Origin of the sequence: Cohnella caldifontis (assembly GCF_029360585.1) — a bacterium.
Lineage (GTDB): Bacteria > Bacillota > Bacilli > Paenibacillales > Paenibacillaceae > Cohnella > Cohnella caldifontis.
Map to the genome: position 1 here is coordinate 41,819 of NZ_JAQZSJ010000006.1, position 16,126 is coordinate 57,944.

General features: G+C 57.9%; 17 protein-coding genes. 5 read left to right on the forward strand and 12 right to left on the reverse strand.

From position 1 onward, the window contains the following. Positions 1 to 72 precede the first annotated feature (72 nt). The 6 genes from PTZ19_RS10885 to PTZ19_RS10910 form a co-directional block, all read right to left on the reverse strand. A complete protein-coding gene (locus tag PTZ19_RS10885; RefSeq protein WP_276354399.1) occupies positions 73 to 1,311 on the reverse strand; it encodes an MDR family MFS transporter in 1,239 nt (412 codons plus the stop codon). Positions 1,312 to 1,758: 447 nt separating this feature from the next. Then, positions 1,759 to 2,820, reverse strand: a complete 1,062-nt coding sequence (locus tag PTZ19_RS10890) for a hypothetical protein (protein ID WP_276354400.1) — start codon at positions 2,818 to 2,820, stop codon at positions 1,759 to 1,761. Between the two features lie 67 nt (positions 2,821 to 2,887). Continuing rightward, positions 2,888 to 4,987: a glycoside hydrolase family 36 protein gene (locus tag PTZ19_RS10895; protein ID WP_276354403.1), complete on the reverse strand. Its 2,100-nt coding sequence runs from the start codon at positions 4,985 to 4,987 to the stop codon at positions 2,888 to 2,890. Between the two features lie 102 nt (positions 4,988 to 5,089). Further along, the gene (locus tag PTZ19_RS10900) at positions 5,090 to 6,406 is read right to left on the reverse strand and encodes an ABC transporter substrate-binding protein (protein ID WP_276354404.1); all 1,317 of its coding nucleotides are present in this window, start codon (positions 6,404 to 6,406) and stop codon (positions 5,090 to 5,092) included. Between the two features lie 105 nt (positions 6,407 to 6,511). Further along, positions 6,512 to 8,146 (reverse strand): response regulator transcription factor, encoded by a 1,635-nt coding sequence (locus PTZ19_RS10905; RefSeq protein WP_276354406.1) that lies wholly within the window; start codon positions 8,144 to 8,146, stop codon positions 6,512 to 6,514. Beyond that, the gene (locus PTZ19_RS10910) at positions 8,139 to 9,986 is read right to left on the reverse strand and encodes a sensor histidine kinase (protein WP_276354407.1); all 1,848 of its coding nucleotides are present in this window, start codon (positions 9,984 to 9,986) and stop codon (positions 8,139 to 8,141) included. Before PTZ19_RS10910 ends, PTZ19_RS10905 begins: the two co-directional genes overlap by 8 nt. A gap of 209 nt (positions 9,987 to 10,195) precedes the next feature. Here PTZ19_RS10910 and PTZ19_RS10915 point away from each other — a divergent pair, with 209 nt between their 5' ends. Together PTZ19_RS10915 and PTZ19_RS10920 are read left to right on the forward strand one after the other, a co-directional pair. After that, positions 10,196 to 11,083 (forward strand): carbohydrate ABC transporter permease, encoded by an 888-nt coding sequence (locus tag PTZ19_RS10915; protein ID WP_276354409.1) that lies wholly within the window; start codon positions 10,196 to 10,198, stop codon positions 11,081 to 11,083. Further along, entirely contained in the window at positions 11,083 to 11,913 is an 831-nt protein-coding gene (locus PTZ19_RS10920; RefSeq protein WP_276354411.1) for a carbohydrate ABC transporter permease, read from the forward strand. Before PTZ19_RS10915 ends, PTZ19_RS10920 begins: the two co-directional genes overlap by 1 nt. A 53-nt stretch (positions 11,914 to 11,966) precedes the next feature. On the opposite strand, the gene PTZ19_RS10925 is transcribed toward PTZ19_RS10920, so the two are convergent. Together PTZ19_RS10925 and PTZ19_RS10930 are read right to left on the reverse strand one after the other, a co-directional pair. Continuing rightward, complete coding sequence (locus PTZ19_RS10925; protein WP_276354630.1) at positions 11,967 to 12,428, reverse strand: CBS domain-containing protein; 462 nt, start codon at positions 12,426 to 12,428, stop codon at positions 11,967 to 11,969. A 136-nt stretch (positions 12,429 to 12,564) separates the two neighbouring features. Continuing rightward, positions 12,565 to 12,702, reverse strand: coding sequence for a sporulation protein YjcZ (locus PTZ19_RS10930; RefSeq protein ID WP_276354412.1), 138 nt, complete (start codon positions 12,700 to 12,702; stop codon positions 12,565 to 12,567). Between the two features lie 207 nt (positions 12,703 to 12,909). Here PTZ19_RS10930 and PTZ19_RS10935 point away from each other — a divergent pair, with 207 nt between their 5' ends. Together PTZ19_RS10935 and map are read left to right on the forward strand one after the other, a co-directional pair. Next, positions 12,910 to 13,602: a DUF421 domain-containing protein gene (locus PTZ19_RS10935; RefSeq protein ID WP_276354413.1), complete on the forward strand. Its 693-nt coding sequence runs from the start codon at positions 12,910 to 12,912 to the stop codon at positions 13,600 to 13,602. A gap of 76 nt (positions 13,603 to 13,678) precedes the next feature. Continuing rightward, entirely contained in the window at positions 13,679 to 14,425 is a 747-nt protein-coding gene (gene map, locus PTZ19_RS10940; RefSeq protein ID WP_276354414.1) for a type I methionyl aminopeptidase, read from the forward strand. A 65-nt stretch (positions 14,426 to 14,490) separates the two neighbouring features. On the opposite strand, the gene PTZ19_RS10945 is transcribed toward map, so the two are convergent. The 4 genes from PTZ19_RS10945 to PTZ19_RS10960 are packed head-to-tail and all read right to left on the reverse strand — an operon-like array spanning position 14,491 to position 15,514. Beyond that, positions 14,491 to 14,727 carry a hypothetical protein gene (locus tag PTZ19_RS10945; RefSeq protein ID WP_276354415.1) on the reverse strand — a complete coding sequence of 79 codons (237 nt, stop codon included), beginning with the start codon at positions 14,725 to 14,727 and terminating at the stop codon, positions 14,491 to 14,493. Positions 14,728 to 14,754: 27 nt separating this feature from the next. Then, positions 14,755 to 14,988, reverse strand: a complete 234-nt coding sequence (locus PTZ19_RS10950) for a hypothetical protein (RefSeq protein WP_276354417.1) — start codon at positions 14,986 to 14,988, stop codon at positions 14,755 to 14,757. Next, positions 14,985 to 15,254 (reverse strand): hypothetical protein, encoded by a 270-nt coding sequence (locus tag PTZ19_RS10955; RefSeq protein ID WP_276354418.1) that lies wholly within the window; start codon positions 15,252 to 15,254, stop codon positions 14,985 to 14,987. Before PTZ19_RS10955 ends, PTZ19_RS10950 begins: the two co-directional genes overlap by 4 nt. A 5-nt stretch (positions 15,255 to 15,259) precedes the next feature. Then, complete coding sequence (locus tag PTZ19_RS10960) at positions 15,260 to 15,514, reverse strand: hypothetical protein (protein WP_276354419.1); 255 nt, start codon at positions 15,512 to 15,514, stop codon at positions 15,260 to 15,262. 140 nt (positions 15,515 to 15,654) lie between these two features. On the opposite strand from PTZ19_RS10960, the gene PTZ19_RS10965 reads away from it, so the two are divergent. Further along, complete coding sequence (locus PTZ19_RS10965; RefSeq protein ID WP_276354421.1) at positions 15,655 to 16,125, forward strand: Hsp20/alpha crystallin family protein; 471 nt, start codon at positions 15,655 to 15,657, stop codon at positions 16,123 to 16,125. Position 16,126: the final 1 nt, after the last annotated feature.

The following is a 16,126-nucleotide window of genomic DNA, read 5'->3' on the forward strand; positions in this document are numbered from 1 at the left end:
ACCGATCACCTCAACCCCATTGTACCCCGTTACTGCCGGTCCGCAAGCCGCCGCGGATGAAACGGCAACATTTCAAAAACCGACCGTTTCCCCTCTGATCTCCACGCGTCTCTTGAGCAAGGATTGGCCCGCCTGGTAGAACGGATACGCCGCGAACGCCAGCAGCATCAGAATGCCGAATAGAAGCGGACCTTGGCCGAAGCCCAACAGATGCAGCAAATATCCGCCTACCCAGGACATCACGCTCTGCCCGATAAACGCGAAGCCGCTGGCCCCGTAATAAGCGCCCCGCAGCCGCTCGGGCGCGATCTCGCCGATCAGCACGTCGCCGACGACGAAGCACAGGATTTCCCCGATCGTGAAAACCGCCATCGAGGCCGCCAGCAGCGCGATGTGCTCGAAAATGCCGAAGCCGAACAAGCCCAATCCGAACAGCAAGCACCCGATTTTGAGCGACTGCAGGGCGGTTACGCGTTTCATCAGCCTGCCGAGCGGATATTGGAACACCAGCACGGACAAGGAGTTGACGAAGAACAAGAACGAATAGAAGTCCACCCGGTCGTGGCCGATATACTGCGAAAGCGTGCTGTCCAGGTGGGAATAGGCACCCGCCGCAAACAAGTTCCCCAGCAGGAAACAGAGGAACACCTTGTCCGTAAACACGATTTGCGCCATTTGCCGGAACGAAACCGCGGCAACTCCGGCTTCGGCCGTTTCATGCGGTTTTTCCTTGTACTTCAGCATCATCGCGACGATACCCAGCGCATACGCCGCGAAAATGCCGGCGCCGATCAAGAACGGAACAAGGGAGGAGGAAGCCCCCGCGCCCAGCTTCAGGCCGAGGATCGGCCCCGCCGCTCCTCCGACGTTGATGGCGAAATACCGGGCGCCAAACACGTCGGATCTCCGCTCGGCCGGCACGACGTCGGTCAGCAGCGCCCGGGCCGACGGCTCGAACACGTTGCGGAACAAGCCGTTCAGCGCGCTGAGCAGGAAAAAGACCCACGTGGACCGGGCAAAAGCGAATCCGACGAACGTCAGGCTCCATAAAACCATCGAGACGACCATCACCGGATACCGGCCGACGCGGTCGGACAACGCGCCGCCGAAGAAGCTGCTCGCCGTACCTACCAGGAAGCTGACCCCCAGAATGGCTCCGATCGTGCCGGGGTCGATGCCTTTGACCTTGCCCAGATAGATGCCGAGAAAAGGGATGACCATGAAAAAACCAGCCCGCGAGAGAAAGGTCCCGATGAGGATGCCCCATGCGACGGGATGGAATCCGAGGGCGGCGGAGAGTTTGGATTTCATAACGGCCTCCTGAAGCCGATGGCGGCGTCGATTCATTCATCATAAGGCACCGCGAAGCTTCCGACAAGAACAGTCGTGAAATCTCCTCTCGATGGGATGATCGTATCGCCGATTTCCCCGTCAGATTCCCCGTCATCTTCCCCGTGATCCTCCCCGCGATCGCGGGAGTTGCGCTGATTACGCGGACAAGTTGAAGCGTTGACTCCGTCAGGCCGCAAACACGTAAGTGCTTCAAATCGGCGAGATGAAGGGGAAGCGAAGGATCGGGATTCGGCGGAGTTGAGTAAGAAAGTTTCAAAAAAGCATCACGGTAATGGGATTTCGGCGGAGTTGTGTAAAAAAATTACATAAAAGCATCGCGGTAACGGGATTTCGGCGAAGCTGTGTAAAAAAATTACATAAAAGCAACGCGGTAACGGGATTTTGGCGGAGTTGTGTAAGAAAGTTTCATAAAAGCAACGTGGTAACGGGATTTCGGCGGAGTTGTGTAAAAAAATTACATAAAAGCAGCGCAGGATCGGGATTTCGGCGGAGTTGTGCAAAAAAATTACATAAAAGCAGCGCGGTAACGGGATTTCGGCGGAATTGTGTAAAAAAATTACATAAAAGCAGCGCAGGATCGGGATTTCGGCGGAGTTGTGCAAAAAAATTACATAAAAGCAGCGCGGTAACGGGATTTCGGCGGAATTGTGTTAAAAAATTACATAAAAGCATCGCGGTAACGGGATTTCGGCGGAATTGTGTTAAAAAATTACATAAAAGCATCGCGGTAACGGGATTTCGGCGGAATTGTGTTAAAAAATTACATAAAAGCAGCGCGGTAACGGGATTTCGGCGGAATTGTGTTAAAAAATTACATAAAAGCAGCGCGGTAACGGGATTTCGGCGGAATTGTGTTAAAAAATTACATAAAAGCAGCGCGGTAACGGGATTTCGGCGGAATTGTGTTAAAAAATTACATAAAAGCAGCGCGGTAACGGGATTTCGGCGGAATTGTGTTAAAAAATTACATAAAAGCAGCGCGGTAACGGGATTTCGGCGGAATTGTGTTAAAAAATTACATAAAAGCAGCGCGGTAACGGGATTTCGGCGGAATTGTGTTAAAAAATTACATAAAAGCAGCGCGGTAACGGGATTTCGGCGGAATTGTGTTAAAAAATTACATAAAAGCAGCGCGGTAACGGGATTTCGGCGGAATTGTGTTAAAAAATTACATAAAAGCAGCGCGGTAACGGGATTTCGGCGGAATTGTGTTAAAAAATTACATAAAAGCAGCGCGGTAACGGGATTTCGGCGGAATTGTGTTAAAAAATTACATAAAAGCAGCGCGGTAACGGGATTTCGGCGGAATTGTGTAAAAAAATTACATAAAAGCAGCGCAGGATCGGGATTTCGGCGGATGATAGACCCTTCGTTACTGCTGTAGGGCGAATAATTTCGCGTGCTTCGGCTCTTCGGACAACTTGATTCTTGATTCTCCGGTAACGCGAAAAAACCGGCCGAGGACATGGTGAAAGTCCCTCCGCCGGTCTTTCGCGCCGGATCCGATGCCGACCGGGCATGGCAGTTGCTGCCCTCAACCTTCCGTCAATTCGAACAGCAAGGCCGACTTCGGCTCGGGCAGCGCCACGGTCAGTACGCCCGCCGAAGCGTCCCAACTCCATCGAGCATCCGTCTCTTTCGGGTAACCGCAGCGGACCGTGACCGGTTTCCCGGCGAGTCGGGCAATCGGGATCGCTTGCTCTCCCTCCTCCGATAACGTCCGCCAGACGGCCAAGTAATTCCGCCCGCCGGGGGCCCGCAGCCCCAGGCAAATCCAGCCGTCCTGCGGCGTCGGCAAGCCGAGCGGCCAGAACGGCACGGATTCGGGAATGTCGCGGCGAATCCGCTTGTAATAGTCGAGCGCTTCCTTGACCAGCGCCCGGCGCGCCGGCGTCAGTTCCGCCAGGTGCCCGCTCTGGTGGACGCGAAGCAGCAGGGCGTTGACCATGTTGAACACGACCTCCCGGTCGTCCCCTTCCCGCAGCGGATACGACCAGACCGCCGACTGCTCGGGCGTGAGCGCCGAAGGCGAAGCGGCGGCGATCTGCGCGTACTTGACGTAATCCTCTTGGTCGCTGGTCGACTGGATGCTGTGGCGGCTGAGCTGCGCGTAGTCGATGCGCATGCCTCCGCTCGAGCAGTTCTCGATGACCAGCCCCGGGTACCGCGCGAAAATCCGGTCCAGCCAAGCCAGATAGGCGCGGTTGTGCTGAAGCAGGCCGTCGCCGAAGCTGTCGGCGTCCGTCTCCGTGCCGATGCCGGCGTTGATGTTGTAATCCATCTTGATATAACCCGCCCCGTAATCCTCCACCAGCCGGCGAATCACTTCATCGGCATGCCGGGCGACTTCAGGGTTGCGAAAATCCAGCTGATAGCGGCTGCGGTCCACCACCCGCTTGCCGTGGCGCTTGAAAAACCAGCCGTCGTCCGTCTCCGCGAGCTTCGGACTCCGGATGCCCATCACCTCAAGCTCCAGCCACAAGCCGGGCACCATGCCCTTGCCGCGGATATAATCCAGCACGTAACGAATCCCTTCCGGGAACCGCTTTTCGGACGGTTTCCATTCGCCGACGCCGTCCCACCATTCCCCTTCGGCGTACCAGCCGGCGTCGATGCAGAAGTACTCGCAGCCCGCTTCGGCCGCCGCGTCGATCAGCGGCAGCAGCCGCTCCGTCGTCGGATTGCCCCACAAACAATTCATGTAATCGTTGAAAATGATCTTCAGTTCCCGGTTGTCCTCGTTGGGGCTGCGGATGATCCGGCGGTATCGCGTCAAACACCCGGCCGCTTCCTCGAATCCTCCCGTGCACGAACCGAACGCGACCGGCACCGATTCGAACGTCTCCCCGGGCACCAGCTTCTTCCACCAGTGATTGTCGTGCTCCGTCGGTCCGCTGATCAGGATCGACAAATGGTCGAACTGATCGTTCAGCTCCCAGTGCCAGGAACCGTTATGCTCGATTTGCCAGAAGTAGCCGAGCCCGGCCTCGCGGTTCTCCAGCCAGCCCATCGGAATGTGCTCCGCCGACGACCACGAACCCGTATTGCTGAAGGCGATCCGCTTGGAGCTGCGGTCCTTCATGTGGGACAAGCCCAGTTCCGGCAACGTGTACGACCGCCATTGAAGCTCGCTCTGCCAACCGTTATGCGGAACGGACAGCACCATTTTCTCGTCGCGGTCGCGGTCCCCTTCTTTGGACAATCCGGTCAAGGCGACCGTGGAGACATACTCCAGCCCCAGCGGAGCGTTCCCGCCGTTGCGCAGCTCCGTGCGGCAGCGAACGATCGGCAAGCCGTCGTAGAACTGGTAGCGGCAGACCGCCTCCAGCCCCGTCGCGGGATCGGCGAGACGCAGCGCGAACGCGCGCCCCAAGGCGTTCCGCTCCTCCTCGTGCCCCGCGTATTTCATGCGCAAGCCCGGATAAGAAGCGCGATGGCTTCTGCCGTGGTACTCGGCCCGGTCTTCCCCGGTCAATTGCACCTCCAGCGCGCGGAATCCCGGCTTGCGCGCTTCCCGGATCCTCGTCTCGTCGAACGGAACCGCCGCGAAATGCAGCAGCCGCACGTCGCCGTCCTCCGTCACCTCGAATACGAGAAACAGCCCGTTTTCCGTCAGCTCAATCCGTTTCGCCAACCCGTTCCTCTCCTTCCGTTAACCCCTGGTATATAAAGAAACCATACGACGCGCGGGCGCGTGTATGGTTTCTTCCCTTCTTTCCCGTTCGGGACGGTTCGATTATTTCGCGGCGCCGAGCTGGATCCAGGCTTTCTGGATCTCGTCGATCGCCTGGTCTTTCGTCTTGCTCTTGCCGATATAGGCCTGCATGATTTCGCCGAGCTTCTGGTGGAAGCTGTCGAGCGAGTAGTTGATCGCCAGGTCGCCGGATTTGCCGCCTGCTTCCAGATACTCGTCCATCGCTTTCGGCATTTGCAGGTCCGGCATCGTGCCGTCCTTGATCGGTGGGATGACTTTCGCCACGTTGGCGAACCAGCCTTTGCCGTAGTCGGACGTGTACAGCCAGTTGAAGAAATCGATCGTCTCGCGGGCGACCTTGGAATCCTTGTTGATGCGGAGCGCTTGGTCGGCGCCCGTAATGATGAAGGAATGGTCCGGGTTATCGTCGACCGGGTAGCCCATGATGCCGATCTCGATGTTCGGATCGATCTTGCGGATGCCGTCTTCGACCCAAGCGCCTTGACCCGTCATGATGGCCGCTTTGCCGGTCGCGAAGTCGGTGATTTCCTTGTTCAGGTCGCTTTCCAGCGGCTTCGGCGTGCCGTGCTCGACGGTGTAGTCGACGAAATCGAAGTAGTTCATCATGACCGGGTTATCCTTGAACGTCGTTTGGCCTTGCTGGAATTTCGCGGCCAGGTCGGCGGCGTTGCCGTTCGCGGCGACGTCGATGTAAGGCTGGAGGATATGCTTCTGCACCCACCATTCCTTGTAGCCGTTGGTGAAAGGCGTGATGCCTTTGGCTTCCAGCTTGGCGACGGCGTCCTTCAGCTGCGTCATCGTCTTGGGCGCTTCGGTGATGCCGGCGTCGGCGAACAGCTTCTTGTTGTAGATCAGCGTGAACAGGTTGCCTTTGACCGGAAGGCCCAGCACTTTGCCGTCATAGGACATGTTGGCTTTGACGGCGTCCGTCATGGCGGCGGCCAGCGGCTCGTTCGTCAGGTCGGCGCTGTATTCGGCGTATTGCTTGATCTCGCCGCCGGCCGTCGTTTGGAACACGTCCGGCGTATTGCCCGACGCGATCCGCGATTTGAGCACCGTCGGATAATCGGACTGCATGATTTCGAGGTCGATCGTGACGTTCGGCTTCACTTTCTTGTACTCTTCGATGTACGCGTGGAAAGCGTCCGTATACTCCGGAGACGCGGTGAACATCTTGATCGTCACGGGCGCGTCGCTGCCGCCGGCCGAAGCCGCCGGAGAGGATGCCGCGCCGCCGGCGCTCGGAGACGCCCCGCCGTCGTTCTTGGAACCGCAGGCGGCCAGAACGCCGGTCGTCAGGACCAGAGCAAGGGACAAGCTCATCCATTTTTTGACCATTTCTTTAAGCCCCCAATCGAATTTGACTACGTTTACATTCTAGAGAAACGGGTCCTCAAGAGAAATGCATTTAAGTATCCCATCGAGGGTAAAAAAGTGGACTGCTCATTTTCCGTCTTCGAGTTGGTGCCGATATTCGGTGGGCGACATCCCGAACGCGTTTTTGAACGCTTTGCTGAAATAGTTTTTGTCCTTGTAGCCGATCAGGTCGCTGATATCCTGGATTTTCAAGTGCGGCGCCTCGAGCAGTTCCTTGGCTTTGTCCATCCGGACCTTCAGGACGTACTCGTAGATCCCCATGCCGTATTCCTGCTTGAACAGCTTCATCAAATACTCGCGGCTCAGGAAGTATTTTTCCGTGAAGGTCGAAATGTTGATGTCCTCCGCATACCGTTGGTCGATGTATTCCTTGATGTCCTGGATCCGGAAGCTTCCGAATTCTTTCGAGTACCGGCGGATTTTCTCGCAATAGTGGTCCAGCACCCGCATGAACAGGTCTTCAAAGCCGGAGAAATCGCGGAAATCGCGCGAAATCCCTTCGGACCTCGTCCCGCTTCTTTCCAGCTCCTCCGGAGGCACTCCCATGTCCAGAGCCAGATCTTGAAGCAGCACCTCCATCTCGCCGATCGTCCGAAACGCGTCCCCGAGGGTGAAGACGCCCGCCTTGCGTATTTTTCCCAAATAATCCTCCGCCATTCCCTGCACGAAACCGGGATTGCGATCCTGAAGCGCGCCGCGGATCATCGCGATCCGCCCGGACAAAGCGAACCACTCCGCCGGCCGGGCCGAGGGGGCGTCTTCCGCGGTGACCGGATCGCCGAGCCGCAGCAAATTCATGGACAAAAGCCGCTGCAACGCCTTATCGTAGGAGTCCGCCGTTTCTCTGGGATTCGCCGCCACGGTACCGATTGCGGCCAGAGAGGAGACGGCGAACATGCTCTCCAGCTTCCGGCAGGCGTCCCGCAGCAGGGCAGCCGCTTCCTGCCGGCGCATCGAATCGTTCCCGTTATCCTTGAACCGGAACATGACGATCAGTTCCCGCTCCTCCTTCGGATTGGCGAAGCTGGAACAGGGCATGACGCGGGTGCCGATCTCCTCGATCACGTTGTTCAGCGCGAAATGGAGCAGCGAGACGTCGCCCCGGAATTTCCCGCTCTTGATCTCGTCCAAATTCAGGATCCGCAGCACCGCGGCCAGGTGGCGGGTATCCGGATGGTCCGCGTCGATCAGCTTCAGCGAAGACGCCAGGGAAGGATCCTGCGCATGGCGCTCGATCATCGACAAATAAATTCTTTCCTTCAACTTCGGCAAAGACATGTTGAGCGCGATTTCCTTGTCGATCGATTCGCTCGCCTCTTTGCGGCGCTCCTCCAGGTAACCGACCGCCTTCTCCAGCGCCGCGTTCAGTTCCCGGCGGATGACCGGCTTGAGCAAATAGTCGACCACCTTCGATTGGATGGCCTGCTTCGTGTATTCGAAGTCGTCGAAGCCGCTGATCACGATGGTGAGCATGCCGGGAGCCTCGGCCTCCGCCAGCTTGAGGAATTCGGTCCCGTCCATTTCGGGCATCTTCATGTCCACCAAAGCCAAGTCGGGCCGCCATGAGCGGACCAGCTCCATCGCGGCGTTGCCGTCCGCGGCTTCCCGGATTTCCCCGACGCCCAGCCGGTCCCATTCCCCGAGGATCCGGATCGCTTCGCGCGACGGCAGCTCGTCGTCTATGATCAGTACCTTATACATGAAGACCTGTCCCCCTGTCCGGCAATACCATGCGCATTTCCGTGCCGACTCCTGCCTCCGTTGCGATCTCCAGCCGCGCTTCCCCGCCGAAAATCATCTGCAGCCTCGTGTTCACGTTTTTGAGCCCGATGCTGTCCCGCTCCTGCTCTTCCCATTCCTTGTCCAAAGACTGGCGAATTTGCTCCAGCTTGTCCGGCGGGATGCCCGGACCGTTATCCGCGACGGAAATCGCGTGTTCTCCGTCCCGCTTGGCATAGGCGATCGTGATCGTCACGGGCGAGGAGACTTTCTCGAGGCCATGCTTAATCGCGTTTTCCACCAGCGACTGGACGGACAGCTTCGGGATCAGCAAACCCATCGCCTCTTCCTCCAGCTCGTACGCGACGATCAACCGCTCGCCGAACCGCGCCTTCTGCAGCGTGAAATACTGCCGGATGTGTCGGAGCTCCTCCTGCAGCGTGACGACGTCTTTGTCGCTGATGCTGTATCGAAGCGTCAGCGCGAGGGCGTCTACCATATCCGTAATGTCGGTCATGCCGTTTTTCAACGCCTTGGTGGAAATGGCCTGAAGCGCGTTGTAGAGGAAATGCGGGTTGATTTCCGCCTCGAGCGCCTTGAGGATGGCGCTTTTCTCCACCAGCTTCATCCGGTACCGTTCGTTGATCAGATCGTTCGTCCGGATGACCATGGAATTGAACCGCGCCGCGAGACGGGCGATTTCGTCGTGGCCTTTGACCTCGACTTCCACGTCGAAAAAACCGTCCCCGAACCGGCTCATCTTCCGTGAGAGCTGCTTGAGCGGACGGGTGATCGCATTGGATGTGACGGTGACCAGCAGCAGGGAAACGATGAGGAATCCCAGCCCGATCGCATAGCTGTACATCCGGTTCGTGCGGGCGGCCCGGTTGATTTCCGAATACGGGATCGCCTTGATCAGCTTCCAGCCGCTCTCCTGGTGGCGATTATACAGAATCAAGTATTTGGCGCCGTCCGGCCCGGCCCAGTCGAGCCGGTTCCGTCCTCCGTCTTCATCCATCTGCCGGAACAAGCCTCCGCGTGCCATGTCCTGATAGAAACCGGCGTTGCTCCAGTAGAACGGCCGGTTGTCCGGGTCGACGTGCACGACCTGTTCCCCGTCCGCGATCGGGATGTCCCCGATGATCTGATTTCGCCCGGACGTGTTGAAAAAGAAGGAAACCATGGCCTGGGGCTTGCGGTCGATCAGGCTTCGGTACACGCGGTGGTACCCCATGAACGCCGTTCGGGCGTCCACGGCGTAACCGGCGTTCTCTCCGAGCAGCAGCGTCTGCACCGTACGGTTTTGCGGGTTATCCAGCGTTGCCCGGTACCAAGGGGCGGCCGGGATTTTGAGCGCGGTGTCGGCCGCCACCCGCACGCGGATATCGGGATCGGAACGCGAAATATAGTAATATTTTTGTTCGTCGATCAAATAAAGGTAAACGCCGACCAGATCGCCGCGGGAATAATAAAGCCCCCGAACGTAATCCTCCAAATAGAGCTGGGAGGCGTAGTCGTTTTCTTCGTTGCGGATGGCGAGCATGAGCTGCTCGAATTGCAGCGGGGGCAGCGACAGCTGGTCCACTTCCGACAGGAACTTGTCCAGGTTTTTGCCCACGATCGCCAAATTGCTCCCCGTCCCGCTGACGTTGCTTTTGAACGACTCGTTCTCCAGCGTTTTGTAGGAAATATAAGTCAAAGAGCCGACCGACAGCACGATGATCGTAGCGAAAAGCAGGATGAGTTTGCCCGCCAGCCGCCCGGTTACCGAACGGATCAGCCGCCGAGGCAGCCGCCTCAGCCATAGCCAGAGCTTCCCCAATTCCGGGTCCCCCGTCTCTGTAGAGTGGATTCTTTCATTATAACGATGCGCGAGCGGAGCGCCATAACCGATTTCGCGGCGGAAGTGTACACGTTATTACCCTTAATTGATCACGAATCTATATTTCGGCGCATGAAGCGCACTTTATATAATGGGAACTAGCTTAAAGCCCTCGTATCGGGCGGTTATGAAATGGGGAGTGAACCGACATGCAGAGAATCGGGAGAAAAACATCCGGCAAAATCGAGTTCGGGATGTTTACGTTGCCGGTTTTGATATGCATCGTTCTGGCCTTCTACATTCCGTTCTTCATGAGTATGTACTACTCGCTGACGGACTGGAACGGCATTTCCAGATCGGTGAATTTCATCGGAATGGACAACTTCCGGCAAATTTTCTCGGGCGACGCCAACTTCAGCAGCGCCTCTTGGTTTACCGTGAAATTCTCCATCCTGTTCATCGTTTTGTCCAACGTGCTCGCCATCGTGATCGCGGTGCTGCTGGACCAGAAGCTGAAGACGTCTTCGCTGCTGCGGGCCGCGTTCTTCATCCCGTACATTTTGAGCTTGGTCATCGTCGGGTTTATCTGGAAATTCATCTTTTCCCAAGGCTTCGCGTCCCTGGCGGACACGACGGGTTGGCCGATCTGGGGCTGGAGCTGGCTGGGCACGCCGAAGCTGGCCTTCGTCTCCGTCCTGCTCGTCTCCGTGTGGCAGTCGATCGGGTTCTATATCGTGATTTACCTGGCGGGGCTGCAGTCCGTTCCGTCCGACCTGCTGGAAGCGGCGAAGGTCGACGGCGCCGGCGCGTTCCGCCGCTTCTTCAGCGTCGTCCTGCCGATGCTCGCGCCTTCCGTCACGATCGCGGTCTTCATGTCGCTGACGAACTCGATCAAGGTGTTCGACGTCATCCTGTCGCTGACCGGAGGCGGTCCCGGCGGATCGACGTACAGCGTGTCCTTCGATATCTATAGGGAGACGTTCCAAAACAACCTGTTCGGCTACGGCACGGCCAAAGCGCTCGTTCTGTTCGTCGTCGTGCTGATCATCACCGTGCTTCAGCTGACTTATTTCAAACGCAAGGAGGTCGAGCAGTAATGGCTGGCAACAAAACGGCCCGCGCGGCGCTCGAAATCGTGATGATCGCGGTCGCCTTGCTGTTCCTGTACCCGATCATCCTCGTGTTCTACAATTCGTTCAAATCGTTCGGCGAGGTCATGCGCGACGTCATCGCGCTGCCTCACCAGTGGACTTTCGCGAACTATTCGTATGTATGGAAATACATCGATTACCCGAAGCTGTTCGTCAATAACGTCGTGATTACGGCTCTCGGCCTTGCGGGCATCATCCTGATTTCCTCCGTCGCCGCTTACAAGCTGGCCCGGACGAAAAGCAAGTTCAGCGCCCTGCTGTACATGCTCGTCATCATTCCGATGCTGATCCCGTTCCAGAGCATCATGGTCACCGTCCTGAAGCTGGCCCAGAACCTGCACCTGGCGGGCAGCGTTTGGGGTCTCGGCTTGCAGTATTGGGGGCTGGGCGCTCCGATGGCCGTGTTCATCTACCACGGCTTCGTCAAAGGCGTGCCGAAAGAGCTCGACGAGAGCGGCATGATCGACGGAGCGACCGGCTTCAGCCTGTTCTTCCGCATCGTTTTCCCGCTGCTGAAGCCGGTGACCGCCACCATCGCCGTCATCGACGTCATGTGGATTTGGAACGACTTCCTGCTTCCGCTGCTCATGGTCAACGGTTCGCCCGACACCAAGACGCTGACGCTGGCCGCCTACTCCTTCGTCGGCCAGTACAATACCGACTGGCAGTATACGATGACGGCCGTCGTGATGGCGGTGCTTCCTTCCATCGTCGTCTTCATCCTGCTGCAGAAGCACATCGTCAAGGGCGTCACCGCAGGCGCCGTCAAAGGTTAATCCCCGCACGCCTTCTCCATTCAGCCGTAAGCGCGCGCCCCAACGGGCCGCCCTTACGGCTGAATCCATTTGGAGACGATGTATCGGAGGACGTCCCCTCTGCTGATCACGCCGACGACCCGCCGGTCCGGATCCAGCACCGGGACTTTTTTGAAATGATGACGGGACAGAATGGAAACGAGTTCTTCGAAACCGTCGGATTCCTGCAGCGTCACCAGGTTCGACTTCTTCATGCAGTCCCGTACCGGTCTCTCCAGTTGGGCCGGAATCAGCTCTTCGGCTTGTACCCGGTCCAGCTCCACATAGTACGAAAACAGGTTGACGTATTTAGGCGAAATGGGCTTGATGAACCGCAGCACGTCTCCGTCGCTGACCATGCCGGTCAGCTGTCCCCGTTCGTTCACGACCGGGGCCCCGCCGATCTTATGCCGGACGAAAAGCCCCAGCACCTCTTTCAGCGGCGTGTCCTGGGTCACCTGGATGACGTCCTTGATCATGAGTTCCCGTACGTTCATCGCGATCACCAATCTCTTCCTTTTTCCCGTAGCGTTGCCCGACAACCCCCGGGTGTATTCGGATGCCCGCCCCATCATGCGGAAAAGCGCCGGCAAACGCCGACGCTTGGGGTCTAACGACCGCCGGGAATCGAAGCTAGATGATGAAGCCTGCGCGAATGATTATGACCAGCAGGATGAACAGCACGAGCACGAAAGCTAATGCTCCGTATCCGCCGAAGCCTCCGAACCCGACTCCGCAGCCGAAGCCGATGCCGCCAACCGGGAAGCCCATGAATCATCACCACCTTGGCAGGATTGTGATTCCTCATCACATCCCTAACTTATGCCATGGTTATTTATACGGTCAGTACGGATGCCCGGTCCGGCCAATATCCGCGATTGCCTCGGTCAGTCCCCCGGTTTACAGACGTTCGGGAAGGAATGAATGGAAACGCGTCGGGAGATACTCAGGGGGAAATCGGGCACGGGAGGCTGACGGATGAACGGTTGGGAAATGGCGGGCCGCGCCGCCGCCGTATTCGTGATTCTCCTCATTTGGTCTCGTATATTGGGCAAGAAACTGGTCTCCCAAATGACCTTTTTCGATTTCGTCGCAGGCATCACGATGGGGGATATCGGCGGGATCATCATCTTGGACCGTTCACTCAGTTTAAAGACCGGCGCCATTCCGCTCAGCGTCTTTTGCGGGATGGCGTTTCTGGCGGGGTGGATCGCGCTGAAGAGCGTCCGTGCCCGCGGCATCCTCAATTCCAAGCCTACCCCGGTCATCCGGCAGGGGCAAATATTGGAGAATGCCATGGCGAAGGTCCGCTTGACGATGGACGACCTGCAAATGCTGCTCCGCAAAAAAGACGTCTTTTACGTGGACGAAGTGGAGCTCGCGTACCTGGAGACGGACGGCAGCCTGTCCGTTCAGAAAAAACCGGAATTCATGCCGGCGTCGAGGAGAGATCTGCGTGTGCCCGCAGCCGCCAGAGGGGAGCCCCGCGCCGTCATCGTCGACGGCACCGTGATGTCGAGCGCCCTGGAGGCGGCCGGCAAAGACCTGGAGTGGCTGCGCCGGTCTTTAAAGCGGCAAGGCGTCGAGGACGTGCGGGACGTATCGCTGGCCCAAATCGACGGAAGCGACAGGCTCCACGTCGACCTGAAGAAGGATCCGCTGCTGCACTAACGGCCGGGCCGCACTTTCGCCGCCTGCGTAGTATAATGGAATGGAGCAGGGCAGCACGACGGAGGGGAGCAACGCTTTGATTACTTTGAAAACGAAAGAACAAATCGCGAAGATGAAAGCGGCCGGGAAAATCCTGGCCGAGTGCCACCGGCAGATCGCCGGTAAAATCCGTCCGGGCGTCACCACGATGGAAATCGACCGGTTCGTCGAGGACTTCCTGGCCAGCCGCGGGGCGATTCCCGAGCAAAAAGGCTACCACGGCTATCCCTATGCCACCTGCGCGTCGGTAAACGACGTGATCTGCCACGGCTTTCCAAAAGACGAACCGCTGAACGACGGGGACATCGTCACGATCGACATGGTCGTCAACCTGGACGGCTGGCTGGCCGACTCCGCCTGGTCCTACGCGGTCGGCCAAGTCTCGGAAGAGGCTCGCCGCTTGCTGGACGTAACCAAGCGGTCTCTGTACCTCGGCATCGAGCAGGCGGTCGTCGGCAACCGGATCGGGGACATATCCCACGCCATCCAAACGTACGCCGAGTCGAACGGCTACTCCGTCGTCCGGCAGTTCATCGGCCACGCCATCGGGCAGGAAATGCACGAAGAGCCGCAAGTCCCGCATTACGGTCCGCCTCATCGGGGGCCCCGCCTTAAAGAAGGGATGGTCATCACGATTGAGCCGATGCTCAACATCGGCACGTTCGCCTGCAAGATCGATCCCGACGGGTGGACCGCCCGGACGGCCGATGGCAGCTTGTCCGCGCAATACGAGCACACGATCGCCATCACCGCCGACGGTCCGCTGATCCTGACGGAACAGTGAACCCGCGGCAGCGCGAAGATCCCCGGGAATCCGATTCCCCGGGGATCTTTTTTGCGGGAGTTTTCTCACACCGCGCTGTTCTTGACGGAAGAGCTGTCGTTCAAATCGGGGTCTGCCAACAGGTTGATCGGCACGTTGGACGGCGACAAATCGCCGTTGATTTCCCCAAGAGCCTGGTTGCGCTTATAAGAAACGAATTGGTCGATATACTGCAGCGGGCCGGCGCCTACCACGGAACCGTTATCGTTGGAATTCACCTTGAACGCGAGGATGTTCACCGCCGTCGGCGCGAAAAAGAACATCGGATTTCCTCCCTGTGTTTTTATCGGCTAAAGCAGGCTGATCTTCCACGTCGGCGAATCGATCAGTTCCTGGTCTCTGACCCAAGACAAGGTGAAGGACATCGGCGACAAATCCCCGTTTTGCTCGCCGATGCCTTGATTGCGCTTGTAGGACACGAAAAAGTCGATCTGCTGGGCGGTTCCCATCTGCACGGTCGCTCCATTGTCGATGGCGTTGATTTTCAGCCCCAGGATGTTCACCATGACCGGGGTCAGGCTCACGAAGCGTTCCCCCTTGTCGGAAGCGCGATGCGGTCCGATTCGAAGGAGGAGTTGGAGTCGAGCTGGTCCCGATCGTCCACGAAGCTCCGCGTTCCCAGGAATTCCGCGCCGTCCCCCATGTTTTGCCCGATCCCCATGTTTTTCTTGTCCGAATTGTGCCACTCCGCCAGCAAGTTCTGGCCGACGTTGATGGCCGAGGCGTTCTCGAACGAATTGACCTTGATGATATGGATGTTGATGATCATGCAGGGGGGGTGATTCGGCATCGCGCTCACTCCTTTGGCCGGCTCCCCGGATACCGGGTGACTTTGATCGAGATGGCGTCGATCGCCTCGTCATCCAAAGTCCAATGGACGTTCAGCACCCTCCGGACGCCGTCGGCGTGCTGCTGCCCGAAGCCTTGGTTTTTCTTGGCGGCGACGTTCCGGTTGATCTTGCACGCCTTACCGACGGAGACGGAACTGAGATGGTCGACGTTGTTCAGCTTCACGTTTCCTAGGTTAATCTCGATCGGAACCCGGGGCATGGGGGATTCTCCTTTCCGGAGGCTTATACGTAAGCTTACTCGCCGTCGTCCCGAAATATGAACCCCTTGTCATTTCCGGCGCCTTGCGAAAATAAAATGAAAAGAGCATCGCTGAACTCTGGTAAAGGGTTGAGGCCGAAATGAACTCCGACAAAATCAACAGATGGCTGGAGCTGGCGAGAAGCTTTACCGGCAACGATTTTTGGTCGGACATGTTCAGCGGGACGCCCGGATCCGCGGAAGCCGCCGGCGAAAGCCCCGTCTGGGAGGGCAAACCGATGGGCAAGCGCCCCCTGTTCCCGGCCGCGGACGTGCTGACCTCCGATACCGAAGTGCTGGTCATCGTCGATTTGCCGGGAGTGGCGAAGGAAGATATCCATCTGTCCGTAGGCGACGAGGTTCTTTATATCAAAGGAGAAGCCAAAGCGTTGTTTCCCCAGCACGTCCCCGTAAACTCGGAAAGGTTCACGGGAAGCTTCGAACGCCCGATCGGCCTGCCGGTGAAGATCGACGGATCGAACGCCGCCATCCGGGCGACGTTCCGTCAGGGCACCTTGATCGTGCGCATCCCCCTTCCTCCGGCTTGGAAAAAGACGATTCCCATCGATTGAG

Bases quoted from the DNA above. Each gene is read 5' to 3' on its own strand.
- PTZ19_RS10885 (WP_276354399.1), bottom strand. From the start codon at position 1,311: ATGAAATCCAAACTCTCCGCCGCCCTCGGATTCCATCCCGTCGCATGG.
- PTZ19_RS10890 (WP_276354400.1), bottom strand. From the start codon at position 2,820: ATGTCCTCGGCCGGTTTTTTCGCGTTACCGGAGAATCAAGAATCAAGT.
- PTZ19_RS10900 (WP_276354404.1), bottom strand. From the start codon at position 6,406: ATGGTCAAAAAATGGATGAGCTTGTCCCTTGCTCTGGTCCTGACGACC.
- PTZ19_RS10905 (WP_276354406.1), bottom strand. From the start codon at position 8,146: ATGTATAAGGTACTGATCATAGACGACGAGCTGCCGTCGCGCGAAGCG.
- PTZ19_RS10915 (WP_276354409.1), top strand. From the start codon at position 10,196: ATGCAGAGAATCGGGAGAAAAACATCCGGCAAAATCGAGTTCGGGATG.
- PTZ19_RS10920 (WP_276354411.1), top strand. From the start codon at position 11,083: ATGGCTGGCAACAAAACGGCCCGCGCGGCGCTCGAAATCGTGATGATC.
- PTZ19_RS10925 (WP_276354630.1), bottom strand. From the start codon at position 12,428: ATGAACGTACGGGAACTCATGATCAAGGACGTCATCCAGGTGACCCAG.
- PTZ19_RS10930 (WP_276354412.1), bottom strand. From the start codon at position 12,702: ATGGGCTTCCCGGTTGGCGGCATCGGCTTCGGCTGCGGAGTCGGGTTC.
- PTZ19_RS10935 (WP_276354413.1), top strand. From the start codon at position 12,910: ATGAACGGTTGGGAAATGGCGGGCCGCGCCGCCGCCGTATTCGTGATT.
- PTZ19_RS10945 (WP_276354415.1), bottom strand. From the start codon at position 14,727: ATGTTCTTTTTCGCGCCGACGGCGGTGAACATCCTCGCGTTCAAGGTG.
- PTZ19_RS10955 (WP_276354418.1), bottom strand. From the start codon at position 15,254: ATGCCGAATCACCCCCCCTGCATGATCATCAACATCCATATCATCAAG.
- PTZ19_RS10960 (WP_276354419.1), bottom strand. From the start codon at position 15,514: ATGCCCCGGGTTCCGATCGAGATTAACCTAGGAAACGTGAAGCTGAAC.
- PTZ19_RS10965 (WP_276354421.1), top strand. From the start codon at position 15,655: ATGAACTCCGACAAAATCAACAGATGGCTGGAGCTGGCGAGAAGCTTT.